Origin of the sequence: Curtobacterium sp. Leaf183 (genome assembly GCF_001424385.1) — a bacterium.
Taxonomy (GTDB): domain Bacteria; phylum Actinomycetota; class Actinomycetes; order Actinomycetales; family Microbacteriaceae; genus Curtobacterium.
Genome location: NZ_LMPO01000001.1, coordinates 461,017 through 485,532, shown reverse-complemented (window position 1 = coordinate 485,532; position 24,516 = coordinate 461,017). Strand labels below are relative to the sequence as shown.

General features: G+C 72.9%; 19 protein-coding genes and 1 tRNA gene. 12 read left to right on the top strand and 8 right to left on the bottom strand.

Translation table 11 applies throughout. The features are described 5' to 3' along the window. Positions 1–9: 9 nt before the first annotated feature. Positions 10–999 (top strand): glycosyl hydrolase family 18 protein, encoded by a 990-nt coding sequence (locus ASG04_RS02260; RefSeq protein ID WP_056119574.1) that lies wholly within the window; start codon positions 10–12, stop codon positions 997–999. A gap of 165 nt (positions 1,000–1,164) precedes the next feature. Here the strand turns inward: ASG04_RS02260 and ASG04_RS02255 are convergent, their stop codons facing one another. After that, positions 1,165–2,166 (bottom strand): LacI family DNA-binding transcriptional regulator, encoded by a 1,002-nt coding sequence (locus ASG04_RS02255; protein WP_235515402.1) that lies wholly within the window; start codon positions 2,164–2,166, stop codon positions 1,165–1,167. Between the two features lie 100 nt (positions 2,167–2,266). Here ASG04_RS02255 and ASG04_RS02250 point away from each other — a divergent pair, with 100 nt between their 5' ends. From ASG04_RS02250 to ASG04_RS02230, 5 genes are all read left to right on the top strand, one after another. Beyond that, positions 2,267–3,520, top strand: coding sequence for a Gfo/Idh/MocA family protein (locus ASG04_RS02250; RefSeq protein ID WP_268750881.1), 1,254 nt, complete (start codon positions 2,267–2,269; stop codon positions 3,518–3,520). Next, on the top strand, positions 3,517–4,530 hold the full coding sequence (locus tag ASG04_RS02245) for a sugar phosphate isomerase/epimerase family protein (RefSeq protein ID WP_056119568.1): 1,014 nt from the start codon (positions 3,517–3,519) through the stop codon (positions 4,528–4,530). The genes ASG04_RS02250 and ASG04_RS02245 overlap by 4 nt, the downstream gene beginning before the upstream one ends. 147 nt (positions 4,531–4,677) lie before the next feature. Further along, positions 4,678–5,700, top strand: coding sequence for an AAA family ATPase (locus tag ASG04_RS02240; protein ID WP_056119565.1), 1,023 nt, complete (start codon positions 4,678–4,680; stop codon positions 5,698–5,700). Further along, a complete protein-coding gene (locus tag ASG04_RS02235; protein ID WP_056119562.1) occupies positions 5,700–7,022 on the top strand; it encodes a DUF58 domain-containing protein in 1,323 nt (440 codons plus the stop codon). The genes ASG04_RS02240 and ASG04_RS02235 overlap by 1 nt, the downstream gene beginning before the upstream one ends. Further along, complete coding sequence (locus ASG04_RS02230; RefSeq protein ID WP_056119557.1) at positions 7,019–9,457, top strand: transglutaminaseTgpA domain-containing protein; 2,439 nt, start codon at positions 7,019–7,021, stop codon at positions 9,455–9,457. Before ASG04_RS02235 ends, ASG04_RS02230 begins: the two co-directional genes overlap by 4 nt. Positions 9,458–9,611: 154 nt before the next feature. On the opposite strand, the gene ASG04_RS02225 is transcribed toward ASG04_RS02230, so the two are convergent. Both ASG04_RS02225 and ASG04_RS02220 read right to left on the bottom strand, forming a co-directional pair. Further along, on the bottom strand, positions 9,612–10,331 hold the full coding sequence (locus tag ASG04_RS02225; protein WP_056119555.1) for a TetR/AcrR family transcriptional regulator: 720 nt from the start codon (positions 10,329–10,331) through the stop codon (positions 9,612–9,614). Positions 10,332–10,680: 349 nt separating this feature from the next. Beyond that, a complete protein-coding gene (locus tag ASG04_RS02220; protein WP_056119552.1) occupies positions 10,681–11,442 on the bottom strand; it encodes a trimeric intracellular cation channel family protein in 762 nt (253 codons plus the stop codon). A 69-nt stretch (positions 11,443–11,511) separates the two neighbouring features. Between ASG04_RS02220 and efeU the strand changes: the two genes are divergently transcribed. The 3 genes from efeU to ASG04_RS02205 are packed head-to-tail and all read left to right on the top strand — an operon-like array spanning position 11,512 to position 15,591. Further along, the gene (gene efeU / locus ASG04_RS02215; RefSeq protein ID WP_056119549.1) at positions 11,512–13,101 is read left to right on the top strand and encodes an iron uptake transporter permease EfeU; all 1,590 of its coding nucleotides are present in this window, start codon (positions 11,512–11,514) and stop codon (positions 13,099–13,101) included. Further along, a complete protein-coding gene (gene efeO, locus ASG04_RS02210) occupies positions 13,088–14,314 on the top strand; it encodes an iron uptake system protein EfeO (protein ID WP_056119547.1) in 1,227 nt (408 codons plus the stop codon). The genes efeU and efeO overlap by 14 nt, the downstream gene beginning before the upstream one ends. Then, positions 14,311–15,591, top strand: coding sequence for a Dyp-type peroxidase (locus ASG04_RS02205; RefSeq protein WP_056119544.1), 1,281 nt, complete (start codon positions 14,311–14,313; stop codon positions 15,589–15,591). The genes efeO and ASG04_RS02205 overlap by 4 nt, the downstream gene beginning before the upstream one ends. A gap of 722 nt (positions 15,592–16,313) precedes the next feature. Here the strand turns inward: ASG04_RS02205 and ASG04_RS02200 are convergent. Both ASG04_RS02200 and ASG04_RS02195 read right to left on the bottom strand, forming a co-directional pair. Continuing rightward, positions 16,314–18,566: a bifunctional metallophosphatase/5'-nucleotidase gene (locus tag ASG04_RS02200; protein ID WP_056119541.1), complete on the bottom strand. Its 2,253-nt coding sequence runs from the start codon at positions 18,564–18,566 to the stop codon at positions 16,314–16,316. A gap of 163 nt (positions 18,567–18,729) precedes the next feature. Continuing rightward, positions 18,730–19,887 carry a Gfo/Idh/MocA family protein gene (locus ASG04_RS02195; protein WP_056119539.1) on the bottom strand — a complete coding sequence of 386 codons (1,158 nt, stop codon included), beginning with the start codon at positions 19,885–19,887 and terminating at the stop codon, positions 18,730–18,732. A gap of 83 nt (positions 19,888–19,970) precedes the next feature. On the opposite strand from ASG04_RS02195, the gene ASG04_RS02190 reads away from it, so the two are divergent. The 3 genes from ASG04_RS02190 (at position 19,971) to ASG04_RS02180 (ending at position 22,425) form a co-directional block, all read left to right on the top strand. Further along, positions 19,971–21,392, top strand: coding sequence for a glucose-6-phosphate dehydrogenase (locus ASG04_RS02190; RefSeq protein WP_056119536.1), 1,422 nt, complete (start codon positions 19,971–19,973; stop codon positions 21,390–21,392). Positions 21,393–21,459: 67 nt separating this feature from the next. Next, the gene (locus tag ASG04_RS02185) at positions 21,460–22,245 is read left to right on the top strand and encodes a dienelactone hydrolase family protein (RefSeq protein WP_056119533.1); all 786 of its coding nucleotides are present in this window, start codon (positions 21,460–21,462) and stop codon (positions 22,243–22,245) included. 107 nt (positions 22,246–22,352) lie between these two features. Beyond that, positions 22,353–22,425: transfer RNA gene (locus ASG04_RS02180), tRNA-Arg, on the top strand. A gap of 222 nt (positions 22,426–22,647) precedes the next feature. On the opposite strand, the gene ASG04_RS02175 is transcribed toward ASG04_RS02180, so the two are convergent. Genes ASG04_RS02175 through ASG04_RS02165 form a run of 3 tightly spaced genes read right to left on the bottom strand, consistent with a single transcriptional unit; the run spans position 22,648 to position 24,493 of the window. Beyond that, positions 22,648–23,739, bottom strand: coding sequence for an alkene reductase (locus tag ASG04_RS02175; RefSeq protein WP_056119530.1), 1,092 nt, complete (start codon positions 23,737–23,739; stop codon positions 22,648–22,650). A 52-nt stretch (positions 23,740–23,791) separates the two neighbouring features. Next, positions 23,792–24,004: a hypothetical protein gene (locus tag ASG04_RS02170; RefSeq protein ID WP_181436922.1), complete on the bottom strand. Its 213-nt coding sequence runs from the start codon at positions 24,002–24,004 to the stop codon at positions 23,792–23,794. A gap of 45 nt (positions 24,005–24,049) precedes the next feature. Further along, complete coding sequence (locus ASG04_RS02165) at positions 24,050–24,493, bottom strand: MarR family winged helix-turn-helix transcriptional regulator (protein ID WP_056120215.1); 444 nt, start codon at positions 24,491–24,493, stop codon at positions 24,050–24,052. Positions 24,494–24,516: the final 23 nt, after the last annotated feature.

The following is a 24,516-nucleotide window of genomic DNA, read 5'->3' as shown; positions in this document are numbered from 1 at the left end:
GGTGTCGACGTGTCCCGTCGCGCAGCGCTCGTCGTCCTCGGAGCGCTCGTCGCCGCGTCGCTGCTGACCGGGTGCGCAGGTCCCGCCGGGTTGCAGGTCGAGGCCTACGTCGAACCCGGCGGCCGAGCGGTGCACCGGGTGCGCGACGCGGTCCCGCTCGCCAGCACCATCGGCATCGACGGCATGACGGTCGCGTCCGACGGGGCGACGCTCGAGACGCCGCCGGGTGGACTCGACACCCTGGCCGCGACCGCGAACGGCGGGGGCGCCGCAGCGGAGCTCCTGGTGAGCAACTACGCCGAGGAGCTCGGGGACTTCTCACCGCGGGTCGGTACGGCGCTGCTGTCCTCGGCGACGAACCGCGAGCGGGTCGCCCGGCAGCTCGCGACGGCGGCCGAGCGGTCCGGGATGCGCGGCGTGCAGATCGACCTCGAGTCCCTGCGCGCCCGGGACCGAGCCGGCCTCGTCTCCTTCGCCGCCGCTGTCCGCACCGCGGTGCACGACCGCATCGGACCCGACGCGACGGTGTCGATGGCGGTGATGGCCTCGACGGACGGCGCGGGCTACCGCGACACGGGCTACGACCTCCGTGCGCTCATGGAGCACGTCGACCGGTTCGTCCTCATGACCTACGACCAGCACGGGCCCTGGAGCAGCCCCGGCACGGTCGGGTCGCTGCCGTGGACCGAACGGGTGGTCCGGGCGGCCCAGCGGCAGGGGCTCACCACGGACCGGATCGACCTCGGCATCGCCGGCTACGGGTACGTGTGGGGCGGGGGCGCGGACCGGCTGCTCTCACCAGCGGCGGCACGCTCGGCTGCCGGGGATGCGGCGACCTGGTCGCGGCGGGACGGTGAGTGGTCGGCCACGCTCGGCGACGGGCGCGAGCTGCACTGGTCGGATGCGCGGTCGTACCGGGTCCGGACCGCGCTCGCCACGGAGCTCGGCCTGCACGGGGTCGCGCTCTGGTCGCTCGACACGATGCCGCTCCCGCACTGACGCCGATGTCGCGCCCGCACTGAGGCCGATGTCGCGCCCCCGCGCGGACATCGCGCCCGCGGTCAACGGGGCGCGATGTCTGCACGGGGGCGCGATGCGCGCGCCCGGGGGGATGGCTGGCCGGGCGGCGCGCGGCGCAGCGACACGCGGTCGACGCGCCGCCGGTCACTGCCGCGGCGGCGCCGTCGTCCCCCGGACCACGAGCGTGGGCGGCACCAGGGTCGTGTCCGGCGTCGGGTGGGCGCCCGTGCCGATCAGCGCGACGAGCCGTTCGGCGGCGAGCCGACCGACCTCGGCGTTGTGCGGGTCCACCGTCGTCAGGTCGACCAGTCCGGAGCCCGCGAACGGGGTCTCGTCGTGCCCGACGACCGACAGGTCCTCCGGCACCCGGAGGCCCATGGAGCGCGCCGCCGCCATCGCGCCCATCGCCATGACGTCGTTCGCCGCGAACACCGCGGTCAGCCCGGGGTGCTCAGTCAGCGCCGAGCGTGCCGCCTGGTAGCCGGCCTGCTCGGAGGTGGCACCGTCGCCGACGACCACCGGCGCGATGCCGGACGCCACCATCCGCTCGACGGTGGCCGTGCGGCGGGCGGCCGCGGAGCCTCCCGTCCCGCTCAGGTGCGCGATCGACCGGTGGCCCAGCGTGACCAGGTGGTCCGTCGCCAGGCGGGCGCCGGCGGCCTCGTCGGAGGCGACCACGTCGACGTCGGCGGGCGCCAGCGCCCGGACGCCGGCGACGACGACCGGGGTGTCGGCGGGGACCTCGAGGTCGGGGGAGCTCTCGGCGGCGAGCACCACGCCGTCGACCCGCAGCGACACCAGGTCGTCGAACGGCGAGGACGGCAGGTGGGCGTTGGCCGTCGTGTCCGCCAGGGTCAGTCGCAACCCGTGCGGTTCGAGCGCGCCGCGGATGCCGTCGAGCATCGGCACGTACCAGGGGTTGCGGAAGTCGTCGATGACCACCCCGATCGTCCTGGTGCGGGTGCCGGCCAGGATCGCGGCGGCGCGGTTCGGCCGGTACCCCAGGTCCGCAGCGGCGGCGAGGACCGCGGCACGTCGGGGCTCGGAGACCCCCGGGTCGTCGCGCATGACCATCGAGACCAGCGACTTCGAGACCCCGGCCTGCGCGGCGACGTCGATGATCGTCGGCGGTCTGCGGTTCGTCACGCGTGCTCCTTGACAGGACATGGGGGCTGGGAGCTACAGTCTGTCACATGCTCTGGAACGTTCCAGAGCACAACGGCACGACGACGTGAACGGAGCACTCGTGCGCACCAACGACAACGACCCCATCGGCGTGGCCGTCATCGGCGCCGGCATGGCGGGCAAGGCCCACATGGCAGCCTGGCGGAACGCCCCGTCCCTGTTCGGCTCCACGCTGCCGCCCGTGCGGCTGGTGTCCGTCGGCGACGTCTTCGAGCCGCTCGCCGCCGAGACGGCGGCACGCTTCGGGTACGCCCGACACGACACCGACTGGCGCGCGATCGCCGCGGCCGACGACGTCGACGTGGTGAGCGTCGTCGTCGCCAACCGGTTGCACCGCGAGATCGTCGAGGGGCTGCTGGCCGCCGGCAAGCACGTGCTGTGCGAGAAGCCGTTGGCGGACTCGCTCGAGGACGCCCGCGCCATGGTCGTGGCCGCGGACGCTGCTGCCGGGCGAGGCCAGGTCGCACGACTCGGCTTCACGTACCGCCGGGCACCGGGGCTCGCCGCGATCCGACAGCTCGTCGAGGACGGCACCCTCGGCCGGGTCCTGCACGTGTCCGGACGGTACTGGACGGACTACGGCTCGTCGCCGGACGTCCCGTTCTCGTGGCGCTTCGCCGGGGCACCGGGCACGGGGGCGCTCGCCGACGTCGGGTCCCACCTGACGTACGTCGCCGAGTTCCTCGCCGGGGACGTCCGGAGCGTGCGCGGCGGGCTCTTCAGCACCACGATCACCGAGCGACCCGTCGCCGCGGGACACGTCCTGCGCGGGCAGCAGGCCCAGGTCACGGGCGAGACCGCGCCCGTCGAGAACGACGACTACGCCACGTTCGGGGCGCGCTTCGGTGACGGCTCGGCGGTCGGCTCGCTCGAGGTGTCCCGCGTGGCGTGCGGTCACCCGAACGGCCTGGTCGTCGAGGTCTTCTGCGAACACGGTGCCGCCCGCTGGGACCAGGAGCGTCCGTCGGAGATCGGCCTCGCCCTGCAGTCGGACGGCTCGCGGCTCGGCGGGTACCGGCAGGTGGTGCTCGGACCGGACCACCCGTACGTCGCCGGTGGCATGGCCATGGACGCACCCGGGGTGGGCTGGGGGCAGAACCAGATGTTCGAGGTGCAGGCACGGGCGTTCCTCGACGAGGTCGTGGGTGCCGATGACGCGCTGCCGCCCAACGCCACCTTCGCGGAGGGCGTCCACAACATGGAGGTCCTCGACGCGGTCGCGCGGTCCGCCGCAGCCGGGGGAGCGACCCAGACCATCGACACGAGCACGAGCACGAGCACGAGCACGAGCACGGGACAGGAGCAGCACGCATGAAGCTCGGCCTCTACGACGCGGTCTTCCACGACCGCCCCCTCGCCGACGCGATCCGTGCCGTCCGGGACAACGGCCTCATCGGCATCGAGCTGAACACGGGCGGCTTCCTGCCCGCGGTGCACGTGCCGGACATGGACGCGGTCCTCACGGACGACGCAGCACGGGACGCCTTCCTGGCGCAGTTCGACGGGACGGGGGTCGCCGTCGCGGGCCTCAACTGCAACGGCAACCCGCTGCACCCGGACCCCGCGATCGGCCCCGCGCACGCCGAGGACGTCCGACGCAGCATCCGTCTGGCCGCGCGACTGGGACAGGACCGCGTCGTGACGATGTCGGGCCTGCCGGCGGGGGAGCCCGGCGGTACCCGGCCGAACTGGGTCGTCAACGCCTGGAACTCCGCGGCCCTCGACGTGCTCGAGCACCAGTGGAGCATCGCCGTGCCGTTCTGGCAGGAGATCGACGCCCTCGCCCGCGAGCACGACGTCAAGGTCGCACTCGAACTGCACCCCCAGAACCTGGTGTTCAACCCGGCCACGGTCCGCGAGCTCGTGTCGCGCGGCGGACTGACCAACGTCGGGGTCGAGCTGGACGCGTCGCACCTGTTCTGGCAGCAGATGGACCCGGTGGCCGTCGTCCGTGACCTCGGTCCGCTCGTCGTCCACGCCGCCGCGAAGGACGTCCGGATCAACCCGCACGCCGCGATCAACGGCGTGCTCGACAACGGGTTCCGGCGGCTGTCGCCGGACGAGCCGCGGACGAACCTGGGCGGCGACGAGTGGGCCAACGCGTGGCCGAAGCCGTCCGCCTGGGACTTCGTCGCGCTCGGCAAGGGCCACGACCAGGCGTACTGGACCGAGTTCCTGCGGACCCTGCACGAGGTCGACCCCGACATGTGGGTGAACATCGAGCACGAGGACACCGAGCTCGGCCGCGACGAGGGCGTCGCCGTGGCTGCGCGCGTGCTGCTGGCCGCGGACGCGGCCCTGGCACCGCACGGCGGGCGCGTCTGACGCGCGGTCCCGCCACCAGACACGGACGGGAGGCCCGGTGCCGGTGAGCCGATCTGCGCACCTGCACCGCGCCTCCCGTCCACTGCCGTGGTGCCGACGGCACATCGGTGACACATCCTCCGGGTGCTGTCACCGGCCCGATGTAGCATGCGCGGACATCGAACCGAGGAGACCTGCGTGCCGGAAGCCCCCGACTTCGCCTTCCCCATCGACCGGGTCCGTGACGCCGGTGCGGCGATCATGTCCGCAGTCGCGACGGTGGTGGACGGCAAGACCGACGCCATCCGCACGGCGCTGACGGTGATGCTCGCCGAGGGGCACCTGCTCGTCGAGGACGTGCCCGGCGTCGGCAAGACCGTGCTGGCGAAGGCCCTCGGTGCCTCGGTGGGCGGGTCGGTGAACCGCATCCAGTTCACCTCGGACATGCTGCCGTCCGACGTCACCGGCGTGAACATCTTCGACCAGTCCTCGGGCACCTTCCGGTTCTCGCCCGGCCCGGTCTTCGCGAACGTCGTCATCGGCGACGAGATCAACCGCACCAGCCCGAAGACCCAGTCCGCGCTGCTCGAGGCGATGGCCGAGTCGCAGGTCACCGTGGACGGCGTCACCCGGCCGCTCGAGCAGCCGTTCATGATCGTCGCGACGCAGAACCCGGTCGACATGGAGGGCACGTACCCGCTGCCCGAGGCACAGCGCGACCGCTTCATGGCCCGCATCGCCATGGGGTACCCGAGCGTCGAGGCCGAGCGCCGCATGCTCACGGCCCGCGGCACCCGCGACCCGCTCGAGTCCGTCCGCCCGGTCGTCGACGTCCAGACGCTCCGGGCGATGATGCAGGCCGTCCACCAGGTCCACATCGCGCCCGACGTCGAGGCCTACGTCATCGCGATCGTCCGCGCCACGCGCACCCACCCGGACCTGCTGCTGGGCGCCAGCCCGCGCGCCACCCTGCACCTCGCCCAGGCGACCCGGGCGCACGCGGCGTTGCTCGGTCGGCCCTTCGTCACGCCGGACGACGTCGCCGAACTGGCGCCGATCGTCCTGGCGCACCGCCTGGTGCCGGTCGCCCGTGGGCTCGGTGGTTCCGCCGAGGACACGGCGCGCGAGATCGTCGTGCGCGTCGTCGCCGAGACGGCCGTGCCCTTCACCGCCGCGCCCGTCCGCTCCTGATGGCCCGGTCGCCGGTGGCCCCGCCGTTGCTGCGCCGAGCGGGTGCCGCCCGCTCGGCGCTGTCGCGGTGGACCCGCCGGGGGACCGCGGCACTGCGACGGACGCCGTTCCCGCGGCCGACGGCCCGCGGCTGGACCGTCATCGCGGTCGGCATCGGCCTGGTCGGCGGCGGGTTGGTCGCCACCACGAGCGTCGCCGTGTCGGCCGGACTGCTGCTCCTGGTGCTCGTCGTCCTGGGGTTCGTGATGGCGTTCCTCGTCGCGGCGCCGCTGCGCGGGTCCCGTGTCGCTCCGCGGGCGATGGTGCAGGTGGGTGAGGTCTACCGCGAACGGGTCACGCTGCGTGGTGCCACGATGGCGCTCGGACCGCGGTCGACCCTGCTCGTGCGGGAACAGCTCGACGACGCGTTCGCCAGCGTGGCCGAGGCCGAGGCGTACGTCGAGGTCGGCCCGTCCGTGCCGCCGGCCGTGTTCGACGTCGAGGCCCTGGCGATGCACCGCGGGCGCGCGACCGTCGGCCCGGTGACCATCCGCGTCGAGGACCCCTTCGGGCTGCTCCGCATCGACCGCCCCGTCGTCGCGCCGGACGAGGTCGTGGTCGTGCCGTCCTCGACCCCGCTGTCGGCGGTGGACACGGGCGCGCTCGCCGGGGCGGTCTCCGCCGACGAAGGCCGCGTCGGGCAGGGTGGCTCCGCCGACGACAGCGAACTCCGTCCCTACCGACCGGGGGATCCGATCCGTCGCGTGCACTGGGCGCAGAGCGCCCGCCGCGGTGAGCTGCACGTCCGGCAGACGACCCAGGCGCAGCCGCCCGAGGCCGTCATCGCGCTCGACGTGCGGCGCGAGTCGTACCAGCAGCTGGGTCGGGACGACCTCGCCGAGCTGAGCGACCTCGGCGGCGACGCGGCGTTCGAGCACGCCGTCGTGGTCGCCGCGAGCGTCGCACGGGCACTGGCGGCACGGACGTCGCGCGTGGTGCTGGTCACGGACGACGCCGACGGCGCCACGCGGCACACGGGTGACGCCGGCGGCCTGACCGACGTGCTGGTCGGGCTGGCCGAGGTGCACCTGCGCAGCGACGCCCGCGTCGTCACCGACGTCCTGCCCGACGTGCGGGGGCGGGACGTGCACGGCATGACCGCCGTCGTCACGGGCAACTGCACGGCGGAACAGGCCGCAGCGCTCGTCTCCTCGACCAACGGTTCCAGCCGCGGGATCCTGGCCACGATCGTGCCGCCGGACCCCGTGGTGCGCGGGATCCTCGACCGCGGCGGCTGGCGCACCCTCGTGGTCCCCGTCGCCGGGACCGGAGCGACACGATGACCACGCAGGACACGGGGCGCGGTGGTGCCGGCGGCGGACGCGGTGGCGGGGCTGGCGGGCGCGGTGGCGCGGCCGGCAGGCGCGGTGGCGCGGCCGGCGGGCCGTCGGCCCGCGCCGGAGGTGACCGTCGTCGGGCGGACGTGCGCGAGATCCTCGAGCGCGACGAACCCGTCCGCGGCCCGTCCGCCTGGGTCGTGGCACTCGCCCCGGTTCCCGTGCTCATCGCGGCGCTCGCGTTCCGCCCCCTCGTGCAGGGCATCGCCTGGTGGACCTCGGCGGTCGCGATCGTCGTCGTGCTGGTCGGCGTCGTGCTGGCCGTCCGCCAGCGACCACCGGGCGTCCGTTTCATCGCCCTCGTCGCGACGCTCATCGCCAGCTCGTGCGCCGCGGCACTCGTCAACGACATCCAGCCGCTCGGGTGGATCGACGGGGACGGGGCACTCGGGCAGACGATCGCCGCGATCCGGCTGAACCCCGCCCCGCTGCCGCAGACCGACGCGATCCGACTGGTCGTGACGGTCGCGATCGCCTGGGTCGCCGCGGCGTCGATCTTCCTGGCGACGGTCGCCCCGGCCGCAGCGCTCGCCGCGGCCCCGGCGCTCGTGATCCTCATCGTCCCGGGCGTCGTCACCGGAACCCCGGCGAGCACGGGGCTCGTGGTCGTCACCGGCCTGGCCTTCCTCGCGATCCTCTGGCTGTCGGTCAGACCCGTGCAACGCGCCCTGCCGGCGACGGTCGTCGGCGCCGTCGCGCTGGTCGTCGCCGTGGGACTGCCGTCGATCGTGCCGTTGAACGCGAGCTGGCTCTCCGGGGTGACCGGTGCCATCCAGTCGCCCATCCAGCCCGGTCGTCCTGGCACGCTGCTCAACCTCGGCCAGGACCTCCGCCGGCCGAACGAGCTCGAGGTGTTCCGCTACCGCACGTCCGACGGGCAGCCCGAGTACCTGAAGCTCGCCGATCTCGACGACTTCGGTTCCGGCGACTGGGTCCCGACCGTCACGGATGCCAGCAACGCCCCGACGGCTGACCAGCAGCAGTGGGCGGTCGGGATCAACCCGCGCCTGGCCAGCCGCGGCGACGTGACGATCCGCATCACCGGACTGTCGAGCAACTACCTGCCGGTGCCCGCGGGAGCGGTGTCGATCGAGTCCCAGTCGACGAACCTCGAGCTCGACCAGTGGCGGTGGATGGCCAACTCGAACACCGTGCGCTCCACCGGACCCGCCACCCGCCGGGGCGCCACGTACCAGGTGTACGGCGCGTCGACCTTCGCGAACGCGTACCTCGACGCCGTCGACGCGTCCGGCCGCCTCGCGGACTTCGACGGCCGCGGCTACCCGACCCCCTCCACAGCCGAGCTCCGGACCGACCGACAGCTGCCGAAGGACCTGCCGAAGAGCATCGCGGCCACGGCACAGCGGGTCGCCGGCAGCGCGGCGACCGAGTACGAGCAGGCCCGCTCGCTCGAGCAGTGGTTCCGCAGCGACCTGTTCACGTACTCCGAGACGGCGCCGGTGGAGCAGGGCTACGACGGGGACAGCATGGACGTCGTCGCCAAGTTCCTGCAGGTGCGCGAGGGGTACTGCGTGCACTTCTCGTCCGCCATGGCCGTGATGGCCCGTACGCTCGGCATCCCCTCCCGGATCGCCGTCGGGTACCGCGCCGGCGGCACCGCCGAGGACGGCGAGTACACCGTGTCGAACCGGCAGCTGCACTCGTGGCCGGAGCTCTACATCAAGGGCGCCGGCTGGGTGGCGTTCGAGCCGACGCCGGACTCGGACGAGGCCGCGACCACGGAGCCGCAGACGTCGGCGAGCCCGTCCGCCGCCGATCCCGAGACGCCCCTGCCCGCCCCGGACCAGGCCACCCCCTCGACCACGGCCACCCCGACCCCGTCGGCATCCGCCGAGGCCGGCGCGGCGACGACGACCGGTGGTGGCAACGGCCCGTGGGGGCTGCTCGTCGGGATCCTCGTCGCGATCGGGGTGCTCCTCGCCCCCGGGCTCGTGCGGGCCGTCCGACGCCGGGCACGACTGACGGCCGTCGCGGCGGGTCGCTCGCCGGCGGTCACCGCGTGGCGGGAGCTGCTCGACGACGTGGCCGACCACGGGTACGCGCCGGGACTCGCACCACCGGGTGACGCGGCTGCGGTGGCCCGGACGGCACGGGCCGTCCTCGGGCGGCTCCGGGTGTCGGTGCCCCCGACGGTGATCGGGCACCTCGAGGCCGTCGTCGACGCGATCGACCAGGAGCGCTACGCCGCGGTGGGTTCCGTCGACGGTGATCGGCTGGTGGTGGTCCTGCGCGACGCCCGGGCCGCGCTCGACGCGTCCGTCGCCCTGCCGGTGCGCCTGCGTTCCCGGCTGCTGCCGCCGAGTCTGACGCCGTCGTCGGCGTGGTCCCACGAGGGCCGCCGCCGTCCCGCGCGGTCGTAGCGCGTCGGGCAAGCACGGTGCGAGGGAGCACCGTGCGAGGGAGCACGTCCGTGCGCCGCTGACCGGGTGGTGCGAGGCTGATGCCCCTCACGGGGCGGTCAACCTCGCACCGAGCGCCCGCGGCGCCAGCGCCCGCAGCGGCAGCGCCCGCGCGTCAGCGTCGGCGGATGACCGCCTCGACCAGGGTGGCGACGACCTCGCCCGGGTCCGTCCCGTCGAGCGCGGGCGCATCGAACACGAGACCGACGTTCGCAGCGATGAGCGCCTCCGAGAGCACGTCGAGCGGCATGCCCGGATCGACCTCGGGGTGCGCGCCGAACCACAGGTGCACGAGCCGCGCGACGCCGTCTTGCAGCACGCGACGCTGCCGGACGAACTCGGGCAGGAACTCCGGGTGCCGGATGGCGTACCCGCGGAACTCGGACAGCAGGGCGAACTGCTCGCTCTGGTCGTGCCGCCCGAACGCCGTGCGGACGACGTCACCGATCTCGGTCGCGGCGACGTCCTCGCTGACCAGGTCGTCGAGCGAGCCGAGCACCAGGTTCGTCGCGCGCTGCATGACCTGCGCGAGGAGGTCCTCCTTCGACGAGAAGTTCGAGTAGACCGCACCCTTGCTGAAGCCCGCGTGCGCGGCGACGTCGTCGAGGCGGGCCTCGTGCACACCGTGTTCGGCGAAGACCGCGGCGCCAGCGCTCAGCAGCCGCTCCCGGACCTCGGCACGCGGCGTCCGGGTGGGGCCCGTCACAGTCGACCCGGACGGGGCCGAGCCCGCACCGGACGAGCCCGCACCGGACGAGCCCGCACCGGACGAGCCCGCACCGGACGGGTCCGCCTCGGTCATCGGGCAGTCGTCGGGGACATCGGCGTCGCGCATCTGGTCCTGGTTCAGATGAGTGCCCCGCCGAGCGGTGGGGCAGGTGTGGTGGGCGCTGGTCCCACTCGTCGTCAGTGCGGTGCGGCCCGGGGGCCTGCCGCACCGCGCGTCTGACCCCGCGCGGAGCGGTGGAGCCCCCGGTGGCTGCACATCCCGCGTCGCTCCGACCGGTACCGCCGCATTCGGGTCGCGTCGGTGTCGCGCCGGGCCCACGGAGTGCGGAACACGCCGTGCGGGACAACGCCGGGATGAGGTTCGCCGGGTACTCGATACCCGGCGGTCTCGATGATAGGCGTCGCGTCCGACCCGGGGAAGCCGGTCGACGCGATCGGGACAATGTCCGGGCGCGTCAGTGGTCGTCGTCGGTGTGCACGCTGCGGGTGCCGGGCCGACGTCCGGGGCGTCGGAGCAGCCGGACGGGGTCCGGACGCAGTCCCCGTCCCCGTCGCAGCAGCGAGGCGAGCGTCGACTGCGGCTGCCACTCGCGGCCGTTCGGGAGGCCCCAGCCCCACCGCACGGCACCCCAGCGCAGCAGGAGCGAGAGCACCACCGCGGCGACGATCCCGATCGTGGGCGAACCGAGCGCGGATGCGATGACCATCACCGCCGAGGCGGCCACGGCCACCGACGCGTAGAGCGCGTTGCCGCCGAACACCGCCGGGACGCGTCGGAGCAGCAGGTCACGGCCGACACCCCCGCCCACGGCCGTGATCGTCCCCATGATGATCGCCGCGGGCCACTCGAGCCCGGCGTCGAAGGTGCGCTGGACCCCGACCACCGCCCAGAACCCGATGACGGCGGCGTCGAGGAACGTGAACAGGCGGTCCCAGCCGCGCTCGGAGAACGACACGAGGAAGGCGATGAGCGCTCCCGCGACCGCGACCGGTACGTACAGCGGATCGGTCAGCGCGACGGGCGGCCCGTTCTGCAGCAGCACGTCGCGGAGCATCCCGCCGCCGAGCCCCGAGACGAACCCGACGACCAGGAACCCGAAGAGGTCGAAGTCCATCGACCGAGCCACGGCGCCCCCGAGCAGCGCGGACGCGAAGACCCCGGCCAGATCGAGCACGTTCGTGACGGCGGCGAGTCCGTCCGCCGAGAGCAGGTTCATGAGAACCATCAAACCCCACGCCGCCGTGCTCGACGGGAGCCCGGAAGTAAGGCTAGCCTTGCCTACGTCATGCTCGCCACCCTCGTCATCGGTCTCCGTGAAGGCCTTGAAGCCACGCTCATCGTCGGCATCATCGCCGCGTTCCTGCGCCGCAACCGTGTCCCGCTCGCGCCGATGTGGCTCGGGGTCGGCATCGCGGTCGCGCTGAGCATCGCGGTCGGCTTCGGCCTGCAGGTCGTCGAACAGGCCCTGCCCCAGGCGCAGCAGGAGGGCATGGAGGCGGTCATCGGCATCGTCGCGGTCGTCTTCGTCACGGGCATGATCGTCTGGATGCGCACGCACGCGCGGCACCTGACGAAGGAGCTCGAGGCGAGTGCGACCGAGGCGCTCGGCCGCGGGACCGCCTGGGCCCTGGCGGGGATGGCGTTCCTGGCGGTGCTCAAGGAGGGCTTCGAGACCTCGGTCTTCCTGCTCGCCACGTTCCAGGCGTCGAGCGACACCGGGCTCGCGGCCCTCGGCGCCGTCGTGGGCATCGCCGCCGCGGTCGCCGTCGGGTACGGCATCTACACCGGTGGCGTGCGGATGAACCTGGCGAAGTTCTTCACCGGGACCGGCGTCTTCCTGGTCTTCGTCGCCGGCGGCCTGGTCCTGACCGTCCTCCGCCGCGCCCACGAGGCCGGCTGGGTCGTCATCGGCCAGCAGCGCACCGTCGACCTGAGCTGGCTCGCCCCGAACGGCTCGGTGCAGGGCGCCCTGGTCACCGGCGTGCTCGGCATCCCGCCGGACCCCCGCGTGATCGAGGTCCTCGGCTGGGTCCTCTACGTCGTGCCCGTCCTGGCGATCTCGCTCTGGCCCCGAGCCTGGCGACCGGCTCCGGCACGCGTCCCCGTGGTCCGCGGGAGCATCGCAGCCGTCCTCGCCGTCGCAGCAGCCGTGCTGGCGCTCGCCGTCCCGACAGGCGGCGTCCACGTCCCGTCGACCGTGTCGGCGACCGGTGACCAGACCTCGGTGTCGGCCGAGGTGCACGGGCAGGCTGCGATCCTCCGCACCCGCGGACACGGACGGGAGGCCCGTGTCGACTTCCCGGCGTCGACCCACCGGTCCGTCACGCGCGCCGGGGTCACCGCGGACCGGTGGCGGTCCACCACCGACGACGGGGCCGACGGCCAGCCAGCCTCGCTGACGCTCGACGACCTGGTCGGGGTCTTCGGCCGCGTGCCCGTCGGCATCTCGCCCTCCACGAACCCCGGCCCGTTCCGGGCCACCTGGTCCGTCTCGACGACCACCACCCTCTGGTCGGTCGATGGCGGGGTCCTGGACGCGACCAGCACCCAGCGCTCGGTGCTGACGCTGCGTGGTGGGGGCCTCCCGTCCGCACGCACCACGTCGATCGACCGCACCGCCTTCGCGGTGCCAACCGCCCGCGTGCAGCGCACGGCCACCGCGGTGGCCGCAGCCGAGACCCGCTCCGCCGAACTCGCGCTCTGGAGCGCCTGGCTGCCGATCGCCCTGGGTGTCGCTGCAGCGGCGCAGCTCGGCCTCGCCCTGCGCGACCGTCGCCGTCTGGCGGCACCCGCGCACCACGACCCCGTACCCGTCCCCGCCCGCGGACCACCCGCCGGGGACCCGACAAGGAGCACCGCCCATGCCGTTCGTTGAGCAGACCGTCCGACCCCTCACCATCCTGGGCGCGATCGGCGTCGTGACCGCGCTGGCCCTGACCGGCTGCGCCGCGAACCCGTCCTCGGCGACGGACGACCCGTCGGCCTCGGGCAAGGTCGCCCGCGTCGCGATCACGCTGACGAACGACGGCTCGGACAAGTGCGCCGTGTCCACCACGAAGGTCCCGGCCGGCCCCGTCACCTTCACGGTCAAGAACGAGTCCTCGACCGCGATCACCGAGGTCGAGCTGCTGCAGGACCAGCGGATCTTCGGCGAGAAGGAGAACCTCGCACCGGGCCTGGCCGCGGTCTCGTTCACCAGCACCCTCGGCGGCGGCAAGTACCAGGTGTACTGCCCCGGCGCCGACACCGAGCTCACCGACTTCACCGTGACCGGCAAGGTCGCCTCGACCGCGAACAGCAGCGCCGCGACCCTCCTGAAGCAGGGCGCCACCGGGTACGCGGACTACGTCGACGCCCAGGTCAGCGACATGGTGACCGCGGTCAAGCAGCTGCAGACCCACGTCGAGGCGGGGGACCTCGACGCGGCGAAGCAGGACTACGCCGAGGCCCGCCCCTACTACGAGCACGTCGAGAGCGACGTCGACGGGTTCGTCAAGAAGGGCCACAAGGCAACGGACAACGCCGGCAACCTCGACTACCTGATCGACATGCGCGCGTCGAACCTCGACCCGGCCGTCGGGTGGAGCGGGTTCCACGCCGTCGAGCGGGACCTGTTCGCCAACGGGGCGATCACGGACGACACGAAGAAGACCGCCTCGGACCTGACGACGAACGTGGAGCTGCTCGCGAAGCTCGTCCCGACGCTCGACTACCAGCCCGAGGACCTGGCGAACGGCGCCGCCGGGCTGCTCGAAGAGGTGCAGTCGAACAAGATCTCGGGCGAGGAAGAGGCCTACAGCCACATCGACCTGGTCGACCTGGCCGCGAACGTCGAGGGCGCCCGCCAGGCCTTCGCCTACCTCAAGCCGGGCCTGACGAAGCTCGACCCGACCCTGACGAAGCAGATCAGCACGCAGTTCGACCAGACGAACACGATGATGGACGGCTTCCGGAACGCCAGCGACCTGGGCGGCTTCGACAGCTGGACCGACGCCACCAAGTCCGCGCACGCCAACGAGATCTCCCAGCGCGTGCAGGCACTGCAGGACCCGCTGTCGCGCCTGGCCGAGAAGGTCGCGACCGCGTGACCGGGGTCTCCAGGCGCGGTCTGCTCGGCGCAGGGCTCGCGGCGGCCGGTGCCGGCGTCGGCGCGGTCGCGGGCGTCGCCGGAGCCACCGCGGCCACCGGGGTCGACCCGTTCACCGCCGCTGCCAACGGCGACGAGTCCATCGACCTGTCGCTGAGCCACCCGTTCTACGCGACCGCCGCACGGCAGCCGCAGGGCGGGATCCGCACCGAGCCGCAGCGGTACTGCGTGTTCATGACCTTCGACCTGTCGTCCTCGGTGACGAGCGACCTGCAGGTGCTGCTCGCGCGGTGGTCGGCGTCGATCGCACAGCTGCAGGCCGGCAAGACCGTCGGTTCCGTCGAACCCGCGCACGGCAACGGCGTCGGTGCGGACACCGGCGAGGCGCTCGACCTCGGCCCGGCCTCGCTCACCGTCACGGTCGGCCTCGGCCCCGGGGTGTTCGACGAGCGCTTCGGCCTGGCTGCGCACCGACCGGCGCAGCTGCAGGACATCCCCGCGCTGCCGAGTGACCGGCTGCAGGACGGCCTGACCGGCGGGGACCTGTCCCTGCAGGCGTGCGCCGACGACCCCCAGGTGGCGTACCACGCGGTGCGCGACCTGGCCCGCATCGCCCGGGGCACCGCGACCGTGCGGTGGACCGTGCTCGGGTTCGGCCGGGCGTCGGCCGGCCCGTCGCAGACGACACCGCGCAACCTGATGGGCTTCAAGGACGGCACGCGCAACATCACGACGGACGAGGACTACGACCGGTTCGTCTGGCTCGGGGACGACGCCGGGTGGATGGCCGGCGGGACGTACCAGGTGGTGCGGAAGGTCCAGATGAACATCGAGATCTGGGACGCCGACGTCGTTAGCGACCAGCAGCGGGTGTTCGGCCGGACGAAGGTCGAGGGCGCGCCGCTCTCCGGCGGGTCGGAGCACACGACGCCCGACTTCCACGCCCGCGCGGCGGCAGGTTCCGGGGAGTCGGACGGCGGCACGGCGATCGACGCGCGCTCGCACGTGGCCCTCGCCGCGCACGAGAACAACGGCGGCGTGAAGATCCTGCGGCGCGGGTACAACTACACGGACGGGCTGAACCAGTACGGGCAGCTCGACGCGGGGCTGTTCTTCGCCGCGTACATGACCGACCCGGAGCACTTCACCCGGATCCAGCGGCGCCTGGGTGCGGTCGACCGGCTCAACGAGTACATCGCCCACATCGGGTCGGCGGTGTTCGCCGTGCCGCCGGCGCCCCGCGCGGGCTCCTACATCGGCGAGCAGCTCTTCCGGTAGCGCGCTGGCGGGGCGCTCCGCGCGGGCGACCGGGCGATCGGCAACGTGCTGGCGCCGATCGGCGACGAGCCTGCGGCGACCGGCGCAGTGTCGGCGTCGACCGGTGCGTCGAGGTCGCACAACTCGCCGCTCAGGTTCGTCGAGCTGCGGCGAGCGTCCGGTCCGCAGCCGTCAGATGCCGGAATTACGGAACTCCGAAGACTCAGGTGGGTCACCTGTGAGGGGTCGTGGCTGGATGCAGGGCGGACTGGAGGCTCGGTGCAGGTCGTGCCCGCGGCCTCCGTGCCGGCGGCGGACGTCCGGAAAGCTGTACTGCACGGCTCCGCCCTGGTTGCGCGACAGTCCGCTCAGGTTCGTCGAGGTACCGCAGTTCACCGGAGTAGACGCTCGAGATGCCAGAATTTCGGAACCTCGGGCGGGGCAGGGTTCTCGGGCGGGGCATGCTCGAGCAGGGCCCTGAGGTGGGTGTCCTCCGCCGTTTCCCTGGAGACGGAGGACACCCGCGCCACGGAGTCACGCGAAACGGAACCACCGCTCGCGAAGAGAGGCGACCCAGCGTGGCGCGTCGCGGGGCGACAGGCCTGAGGTTACCCGCCGTTCCCGGGGAACGACAGGCGATCGACGCCGACTGGCTACGCCCGGAGCGGACGTCCAGGTTCCCGGACATGACGGACGCCCCCGTGCCGCATGACTCGGGGGCGTCCGGCGCGCGGATCAGGCCGTCAGGCCCGCGTGCGCCTGCGACGAGCCGCCACCATCGCCGTGATCCCGGCGAGCAGGAGCAGCCCGGCGATGACGGCCGGAGCAGCCAGTTCGGCACCCGTGTACGCCAGGTCGCCGGAGCCGCGGACGGCCGAGCCGCCCGTGCCCGCGCCGACGACGCTGCCGGTGCCTGAGCCCGTTCCGGTGCCGCCGTCACCCGCGACGGGATCGGTGCCCGGGTCGGTGCCGGGGTCGGACGGGTCCGTCGGGTCGGTGCCCGGGTCGACCGCCGCGGCGAGCGGGACGGTCACGGGGAGGACGATCCGCGTCGCGCCCACGGTGATGACGAGGGGCTCGTCGGTGGTCGCCGCACGGCTCGTCGGAGCGTCCGCGGCGGTGGGGACGGTGAACGCCAGCGAGGCCGTGCCCTGTTCGTCGGTCGTGTCGACGACCGTCGGGTCGATGTCCCCCGTGGCGAGCACCTGGTCGCCGGCGCTGACCGACACCGTGGTGGGCTGGTCGGGTGCGCTGCTGAAGACGAGCGACGACAGCTGCAGGGCGACGTCGTCGCTGGGCTGGAAGCCGCCCTCGGGCGTGGGCGTGACCGTGACGCCGATCGAGCGCTGGTCGTCGGCGACGGTGACGTCCGGGTTCGCCTCGAAGTACTCGACCTGGGCCTCGAGGTCGACCTTGCCGCTGTCCTGCTTGGCTGCCGCACCGGCGAACGCGGTGAAGTTGTCGCCGCCCGACGCCAGGAAGGAGTTGACGGTGACCTTGTACGTCGTGCCGGGGTCGATCGGGGTGCCGTCGAGCGTCATGGACGTGATCCGCGAACCGGCAGCGGCCTCCGGGTCGTAGGCGTACGAGAAGCCCTCGGAGACGCCGAGCTTCAGGAACGGCCGGCTCGCCGTGGACGGCTGCCACTGCTGCTCGAGCGCCTGCTTGACCTGGGCCCCGGTCAGGTCGAGCACGACCAGGGTGTTGGCGAAGGGCTGGACGACCGCGGCTTCCTTGTAGGTCACGTCGCCGCCGGCCAGGTCCGCACGCAGACCGCCCGGGTTCATGAACGCGATCTGCGCACCCTGGCGCTCCTCGGTCGCGCTGCGCTGCACCTCGGCGACGAAGTTGCCGAGCGTGGACTCGCCACCGCGGTTCTCGCTGCCGTCGGTCTGCACCGCGCGGCGCATGTCGACGTCGGTCTCGCCGATCACCTTCGCTCCGCGCACGTCGGCCTCGGCGACCGCGGCGGAGACCGTCGCGGCGACCTGGGCGTCCGGCGCGAAGGTGCCGTCGACCAGCGAGATGTTCTCGGCGGTCGCGCCGACCGTGCCGTCCGCTGCCACCGTGAGCTGCAGGTGACCGAGGTTGAAGCCGTACGACCCGGTCTGGACCACCGGGCGGGGGACCGTGCCACCATCGGGAACGACGTTGTGCACGTAGGTCTGGTGGGTGTGGCCGGACAGGATCGCGGACACCTTCGGGGTCACCCCGTGCACGGCCTTCGCGAACGCGGTGTCGTTGTCGAGGTCACTCGGGGCCGAGGTCTCGGCGCCGTCGTGCACGAGCAGCACGAGCACGTCGGCCTCGCCGTTCGACTCGTCCCCGTCCTGCAGGTCCGCGGCGACCGCGTTGACCGAGGTGGTGATGTCCGCCATGCGGAGCGTGGAGATGCCGTCGGGGCTGACGAGCCCGGTCAGGTCCACCGTCGCGCCGATGAAGCCGACGCGCTTGCCGCTGATCTGCTGGATCGAGTACGGGTCGAACGCGGGCTGGCCCGTCGTCGCGTCGATGACGTTGGCGGAGACGTAGTCCCACTGCGCGTTGCGGGCGTCGTCCGGCCCGATCACCCGGTCCTGCAGGTCGGCGCGGCCGCGGTCGAGCTCGTGGTTGCCGATCGCGCTGACGGACAGGTCCATCTGGTTGAGGACGTCGATCGTGGGCTGGTCCTGCTGGATGAAGGACTCGAACGTCGAGGCGCCGATGTTGTCGCCGGCGCTGACGAACGCCGAGGTCGAGGGGTCGTCACCGCGCAGTTGGTCGAGCGCCCCGGCGAGCACCGCTGCGCCCGCGGCGTCCCCGGCGCGCGGCGTCGGCGTGCTGAGGGACTGGGCGATGCGCCCGTGGAAGTCGTTGACGTCGTAGATGTCGATCGTCGTGTCGCCCGGGGCCGCGACGGCGGCGGAGGGGACGGACAGGGCGACGAGGACGCCGGCGGTGGCCAGGGCTGTACCGGCTGCGATGCCGCGCCGTCGGGAGGTCGGTTTCGTGTTCATCGGCGTCGAACCTACGAGGATCCACAGACAACCCGCCAGGCTCGCGGGGCGAACGTCACACGCTGTTCACATGTCCGGACTGGAGGCCCGGCAGACGTGACCGACGTCGGTCACCCGAGCCGGGCCTCCTGGCTGGTGCCCACCGCCGGCCGTGACACCGGTGTCAGCCGATCGCGCCCCAGCGGCCGTCGGCCGCGCTGGCGACGACGGCGTCGATCACCTGCGCGGAGCGGGCGCCGTCGGCGAAGGTCGGCAGGCCGTCGGGCGCCACCCCGGTCCGGACCGCGGTGTAGGTGTCGGCGACGAAGGCCGCGAAGGCGTCGAGGTACCCCTGTGGGTGCCCGGACGGCACGATCGCCAGGCGGCGCTGGTCGGGGGAGCCCTGCGACGGGTCGCGGACCAGGATCTGCGCCCCGGTCTCGGTGCCGAACCACGCGGACTCGGGCTGCTCCTGGTCGAACGCGGCGGACCCCCGTGTGCCGTCGACCTCGAACCACAGCCGGTTCTTGCGACCCGCGGCGACCTGCGAGATGACGACGTTGCCGATGCGACCGCTCCCGGTGCGGAAGGTCGCGACCGCGGTGTCCTCGGTCGTCACCTCGGCGCGGGTGCCTGCGTCGGCGATCGGGTCCGGGTCCGGCGACCCGGAGAACGACGGACCCGATGCTGCTGGTCGTGTCGGGTAGACGATGTCGGTCGCAGCACTGACGGTCGCGAAGCGCTCGCCGGTGACGAACTCGACCAGGTCGCACCAGTGCGACCCGATGTCCGCGAAGGCGCGGGACAGTCCGCCGGAGCCGGCGTCGACCCGCCAGGACGACGAGTCCTCGTCGAGCATCCAGTCCTGCAGGTAGTGGCCGTGGACCGCGAGGACCCGACCGAGGTCGCCGTCGGCGATCTTCGCGCGGACCTCGCGCACCATCGGGTGGAAGCGGTAGACGAACGGCACGGTCGCGACGACACCGGCCTCCGCGGCGGCGCGCTCGAGCTCGAGGGCCTGTGCGCTCGACACCGCGAGGGGCTTCTCGCACACCACGTTGATGCCCGCGCGGATGACGGCGAGCGCCTGCGGGTGGTGCTGGTCGTTCGGCGTGCAGACGTGCACGACGTCCGGCGCGTCGGCGATGACCTCGTCCAGCGAGGCGTAGCCACGCGGGACGTCGAGCTGCGCGGCGACCTGGGTCGAGCGCGCCGCGTTCCGGCCGAGCACCCCGAGCACATCGGCCCCGGCCGCCTTCGCGGCGCGCACGTGCACGGCCGCGATCATCCCCGTGCCGACCACGACCACGCGCAGTCGTCGTCCGGTGTCCTCAGTCGCCATGGTGCTCCCTCGCGCCGGTGCAGGTCTCCACAGTATTGGAACCACCCGTCCGTGCACCGGAACCGGTGGGTACGGTCGGGGGCATGGCGAGCCTCCAGACCACCCTGCTCATCCTCGGCGCCAGCGGCGACCTCTCCAAGCGCCTGCTGCTGCCGGGCCTCGCGACCCTGCTGGAGGTGAAGGAGGACTGGGACATCCAGCTCGTCGGTGCCGGCGTCGAGGACATCTCGGACGCCGACTGGAAGCAACTGGTTCACGACTCGTTCGAGAACGCACAGGCCTCCAAGAACGAAGAGGACGAGGGTGCCTCCGGGTCGAAGCCGCTGCCGAAGCGCCTGCAGGACGTCATCGACGCCTCGTCGTACCGCAAGGCCGACGTCACGAGCGCCGACGACCTGCGGGCACTCCTGGCCGACTGCCACCACGACCCCGCCGTGTACTTCGCGCTGCCGCCCGCCGTCACCGAGAAGAGCTGCGCCGTCCTCAAGGACCTGGACCTGCCGACCGGCACCCGCCTGGCGCTCGAGAAGCCCTTCGGCACCGACGTCGCCAGCGCCGAGCACCTCAACGCCCTGCTCCTGTCGTTCCTGCCCGAGGAGCGCATCCACCGCGTCGACCACTTCCTCGGCCGCGCCACCGTCCTCAACCTGCTCGGGCTGCGCTTCGCGAACCGCATCATCGAGCCGCTGCTGTCGTCCGCGCACGTCGAGCGCGTCGACATCGTCTACGACGAGACCCTCGGGCTCGAGGGCCGTGCGCGCTACTACGACAAGGCCGGCGCCCTGGTCGACATGATCCAGAGCCACCTGCTGCAGGTGATGGCCGTCGTCGCCATGGAAGCTCCCGCGTCGATCGACGCCGACGACCTGCGCACCCAGAAGGAACTCGTGCTCCGCGCCGTGCGGCCGTGGGGCGGCGACCCGCTCACCGCCGGCAAGCGTGCGCGCTACACCGCCGGCACGGTCGGTGACCGCTCGATGCCCTCCTACGTCGACGAGGACGGGGTCGACCCGTCGATCGGCACCGAGACCCTGGCGCAGATCCAGCTCGAGATCGCGAACTGGCGCTGGGCGGGCGTGCCGTTCACGCTGCGGTCCGGCAAGGCCCTCGGTGCCCAGCGGCGCGAGATCGTCATCACGTTCAAGGACTCGCCGCACGTGCCCGACGGGCTCACCGGCGTGCAGCGTCCCGACCGGCTCCGGATCTGGATCGCGCCGGACAAGATGGACCTCGAGCTCAACGTCAACGGCCCGGGCGACCCCTACACGATCGACCACACCGTGCTCGAGACCACGTTCAACCCCGGCCGGCTCAGCGCGTACGGCGAGGTCCTGGCCGGCGTGCTCGAAGGCGACGCCACGCTCTCGGTCCGCGGGGACAGCGCCGTGCAGGGCTGGAAGGTCGTCGAGCCGTTCCTGACCGCGTGGAAGGCCGGCAAGGTCGACCTGGACGACTACGCCGCCGGGTCCGAGGGGCCCGACGGCTGGGACAACATCGACTGCTGAGTGCCTGCGGAGCCACCGGCCCGTCGTCCCCGGCAACGGCCGGGGCGGCGGGCGTAGCGTCCGGGACATGACCACGATCGACGACGTCCTGCAGACCGTCCCCGAACCCGCCGGAGCCGACATCCGTGTCGAGCCCGTCCGCTACGACCACGACGGGACCGCGCTCCTCGGGGTCCTCGCCAAGGACGCCGCCGTGTCGGGTCCGCGGCCCGGCGTGCTCGTCATCCACGACTGGCACGGCGTGAACGAGCACGTCGAGGCCCGCGTGACGATGCTCGCGCGCCTGGGGTACGTGGCGTTCGGCGCCGACGTGTACGGCGAGGGCGTCCGACCTGGCGACGACACCGCCGGCCAGGTCGCCGGCTCGTACTACCAGGACCTGCCGCTCATGCGTGCCCGGGTGCAGGCGGGCCTCGACCGGCTCCGCGCCGACCCCGACGTCGACCACTCCCGGATCGTGGTGATGGGCTACTGCTTCGGCGGCTCCGCGGCGCTCGAACTCGCCCGGACCGGTGCCGACCTCGCCGGGGCGGTGTCCTTCCACGGCGGGCTGATCGCCCACGACCCGTCCGACGCGTCGGCGATCCGGGCGAAGCTGCTCGTGATGACCGGTGCCGTCGACCCGGTCGTGCCCGATGACGCGGTCCAGGCGTGGGAGGACGAGATGCGCGCCGTCCCCGACCTCGACTGGCAGGTCGTGACGTACGCCGGGGCGATGCACGCCTTCGCGGTGCCGGAGACGGACGCACCCGACCACGGCGCGCAGTACCAGGCCCGGGCCGACCGCCGCTCGTGGCAGGCGCTCGAGGTGTTCCTCGCCGAGGTGTTCGGCGAGGAGCTCGCCACCGTCTGACCGCCCGTCGAGCCGGGCGACACGCCGACCGCGGCGTCGACCCCGGCTCGATTGGCGCTCCGTGCTGCACCTGTTGTAGAGTCTTCCACGGCCGCTTCGGCAGCCATGCGCTCGTAGCTCAATGGATAGAGCATCTGACTACGGATCAGAAGGTTGGGGGTTCGAGTCCCTTCGAGCGCACAGTACCGTCGATTCAGGACGACGGACTGACACCGAACCGCTGAAGGCCCCGATGCACACCGCATCGGGGCCTTTCGCGTTCCCGCCGCGACGGTCGGGCACCGCGACGGTCAGGCACCGCGACGGTCAGGGGCGGTGTCGGCCGCGGGCAGGAGACGGACAGACAGACAGGAGGCGCGGTGCCAGCCGGCATCGCGCCTCCCGCTCGTGTGGGCGGTGGTCCTAGGCTGTCGCGCGCACCTCGGCCAGCGTCGGGTAGTCCGTGTAGCCCTCGGCGCTCGCCCCGTAGAACAGCTCCGGCCGGGGCTCGTTGAGCTCCGTGTCGCGCTCCCAGCGGTGTGCGAGGTCCGGGTTGGCGATCGCCATCCGGCCGACGGCCACGGCGTCCGCCTGGTCGGCGTCGACCAGGGCGATGGCCTCGTCGCGGGTGGTCAGCGACGAGAAGCCCGAGTTGACGACGAACGGGGCGCCCGCGGTGCGGCGGATGTGCTGGACGAGGTCACCGGTCGGCTCGGCGTGCAGGACGTCGATGAACGCCAGGCCGAGCGGTGCCAGACCCTCGGCGACGGCAGTGTAGGTGGCGCGGACGTCTGCGGCGTCGTCCTCGATGACGCCCTGGATGCCGTGCTCCGGCGACAGGCGGATGCCGGTGCGGTCCGCGCCGACGGCCTCGGCGACCGCGGTCGTGACCTCGATGGCGAAGCGCGCGCGGGCCTCGGGGGAGCCGCCGTACTGGTCGGTGCGGGTGTTCGACACCGGGGACATGAACTCGTGTACCAGGTACCCGTTGGCACCGTGGACCTCGACCCCGTCGAGCCCGGCGGCGATCGCGTTGCGTGCGGACTGCGCGAACTGCTGGACGACCTCGGCGACCTCGTCCGTGGTCAGCTCGTGGGGGACCGGCATGTCCGCCTTCGAGCCATCGGCCAGGTGGGTCTGTCCCGGTGCGGCGACGGCGCTCGGGCCGACGATGCGCGGGGTGGCGGAGATCGACGTGTGCGACACGCGGCCACCGTGCATGAGCTGCATGACGATGGTGCCGCCCTCGGCGTGCACGGCGTCGGCGACGCGGCGCCAGCCGGCGATCTGTTCGTCCGTCTCGATGCCGGGCTGGCCGGGGTAGGAGCGGCCTTCCTGGACGGGCCAGGTGCCCTCGGTGATGATCATGCCGAGCCCCGCGCGCTGGCGGTAGTGCTCGACGAGCAGGTCGTTCGGGATGCCGTGCTCGCCGGCGCGGGTGCGGGTGAGCGGGGCCATGACGATGCGGTTCGACAGCTGCAGGGCGCCGAGGGAGGTGGGTTCGAAGAGCTTCACCTCAGGGCGAACGCACCGTTGCGGCGTGCAATTCCGTGTGTGCGGAGACCGGTCAGTCGCGCGGGCAGACCAGCGTCGAGGAGCGCACCTGTCCCTCGGGTCGGATCACCTGGTGCAGCGACAGCGGCCGGTGGCAGATCGGGCAACCGCGGTCGACCGTGCGGTCGTCGAGGCCCTCGGCGTGCCCGGCACCGATCTGCGACGGCCCCATCTTCTCGATCAGCGTCGTGTTCCACCGCTCGTACCACCGGCTGAAGCGTCCCACGGTTCTCCTTTTCGTTCGTGCACTCACCATTGTCGCACGAACGAGTCACACCGTGTCGACGAGTTCCAGCAGCGCGGTGAGCTCGTCCTTCAGGGCCTCGAGGCGCGACAGCGGCCACCCGAGGCGCTCGGCGATCGTCACCGGCACCGTGCGGGCGCGGTCCCGGAGGGCACGTCCTGCCGTCGTGAGCGTCACCTCGAGCTGCCGTTCGTCGGCGGTGCTGCGCGTCCGCCGCACGTACCCGGAGGCTTCCAGTCGCTTGAGCAGCGGGCTGAGCGTCGCCGAGTCCAGCCGCAGCTCGCTGGCGATCTCGCGGACCGAGCGCGGGTCGTGCTCCCAGAGTGCGAGCATCACGAGGTACTGCGGGTGCGTCAGGCCCATCGGCTCGAGCAGGTCGCGGTACAGCCCGATGACGCTGCGGCTGGTCGCCGCGAGCGCGAAGCAGAGCTGTCGGTCGAGGGCGAGCGGGTCGAGGTCGGTGCGGGCCATGCTGCCAGCGTACCGTTCGTGCG

Excerpts from the sequence above, each read along its gene's own strand:
- ASG04_RS02190 (WP_056119536.1), top strand. The coding sequence starts at position 19,971 with ATGGCGAGCCTCCAGACCACCCTGCTCATCCTCGGCGCCAGCGGCGAC.
- ASG04_RS02185 (WP_056119533.1), top strand. The coding sequence starts at position 21,460 with ATGACCACGATCGACGACGTCCTGCAGACCGTCCCCGAACCCGCCGGA.
- efeO (WP_056119547.1), top strand. The coding sequence starts at position 13,088 with ATGCCGTTCGTTGAGCAGACCGTCCGACCCCTCACCATCCTGGGCGCG.
- ASG04_RS02220 (WP_056119552.1), bottom strand. The coding sequence starts at position 11,442 with ATGAACCTGCTCTCGGCGGACGGACTCGCCGCCGTCACGAACGTGCTC.
- ASG04_RS02165 (WP_056120215.1), bottom strand. The coding sequence starts at position 24,493 with ATGGCCCGCACCGACCTCGACCCGCTCGCCCTCGACCGACAGCTCTGC.
- ASG04_RS02200 (WP_056119541.1), bottom strand. The coding sequence starts at position 18,566 with ATGAACACGAAACCGACCTCCCGACGGCGCGGCATCGCAGCCGGTACA.
- ASG04_RS02195 (WP_056119539.1), bottom strand. The coding sequence starts at position 19,887 with ATGGCGACTGAGGACACCGGACGACGACTGCGCGTGGTCGTGGTCGGC.
- ASG04_RS02230 (WP_056119557.1), top strand. The coding sequence starts at position 7,019 with ATGACCACGCAGGACACGGGGCGCGGTGGTGCCGGCGGCGGACGCGGT.
- ASG04_RS02225 (WP_056119555.1), bottom strand. The coding sequence starts at position 10,331 with ATGCGCGACGCCGATGTCCCCGACGACTGCCCGATGACCGAGGCGGAC.
- ASG04_RS02240 (WP_056119565.1), top strand. The coding sequence starts at position 4,678 with ATGCGCGGACATCGAACCGAGGAGACCTGCGTGCCGGAAGCCCCCGAC.
- efeU (WP_056119549.1), top strand. The coding sequence starts at position 11,512 with ATGCTCGCCACCCTCGTCATCGGTCTCCGTGAAGGCCTTGAAGCCACG.
- ASG04_RS02245 (WP_056119568.1), top strand. The coding sequence starts at position 3,517 with ATGAAGCTCGGCCTCTACGACGCGGTCTTCCACGACCGCCCCCTCGCC.
- ASG04_RS02235 (WP_056119562.1), top strand. The coding sequence starts at position 5,700 with ATGGCCCGGTCGCCGGTGGCCCCGCCGTTGCTGCGCCGAGCGGGTGCC.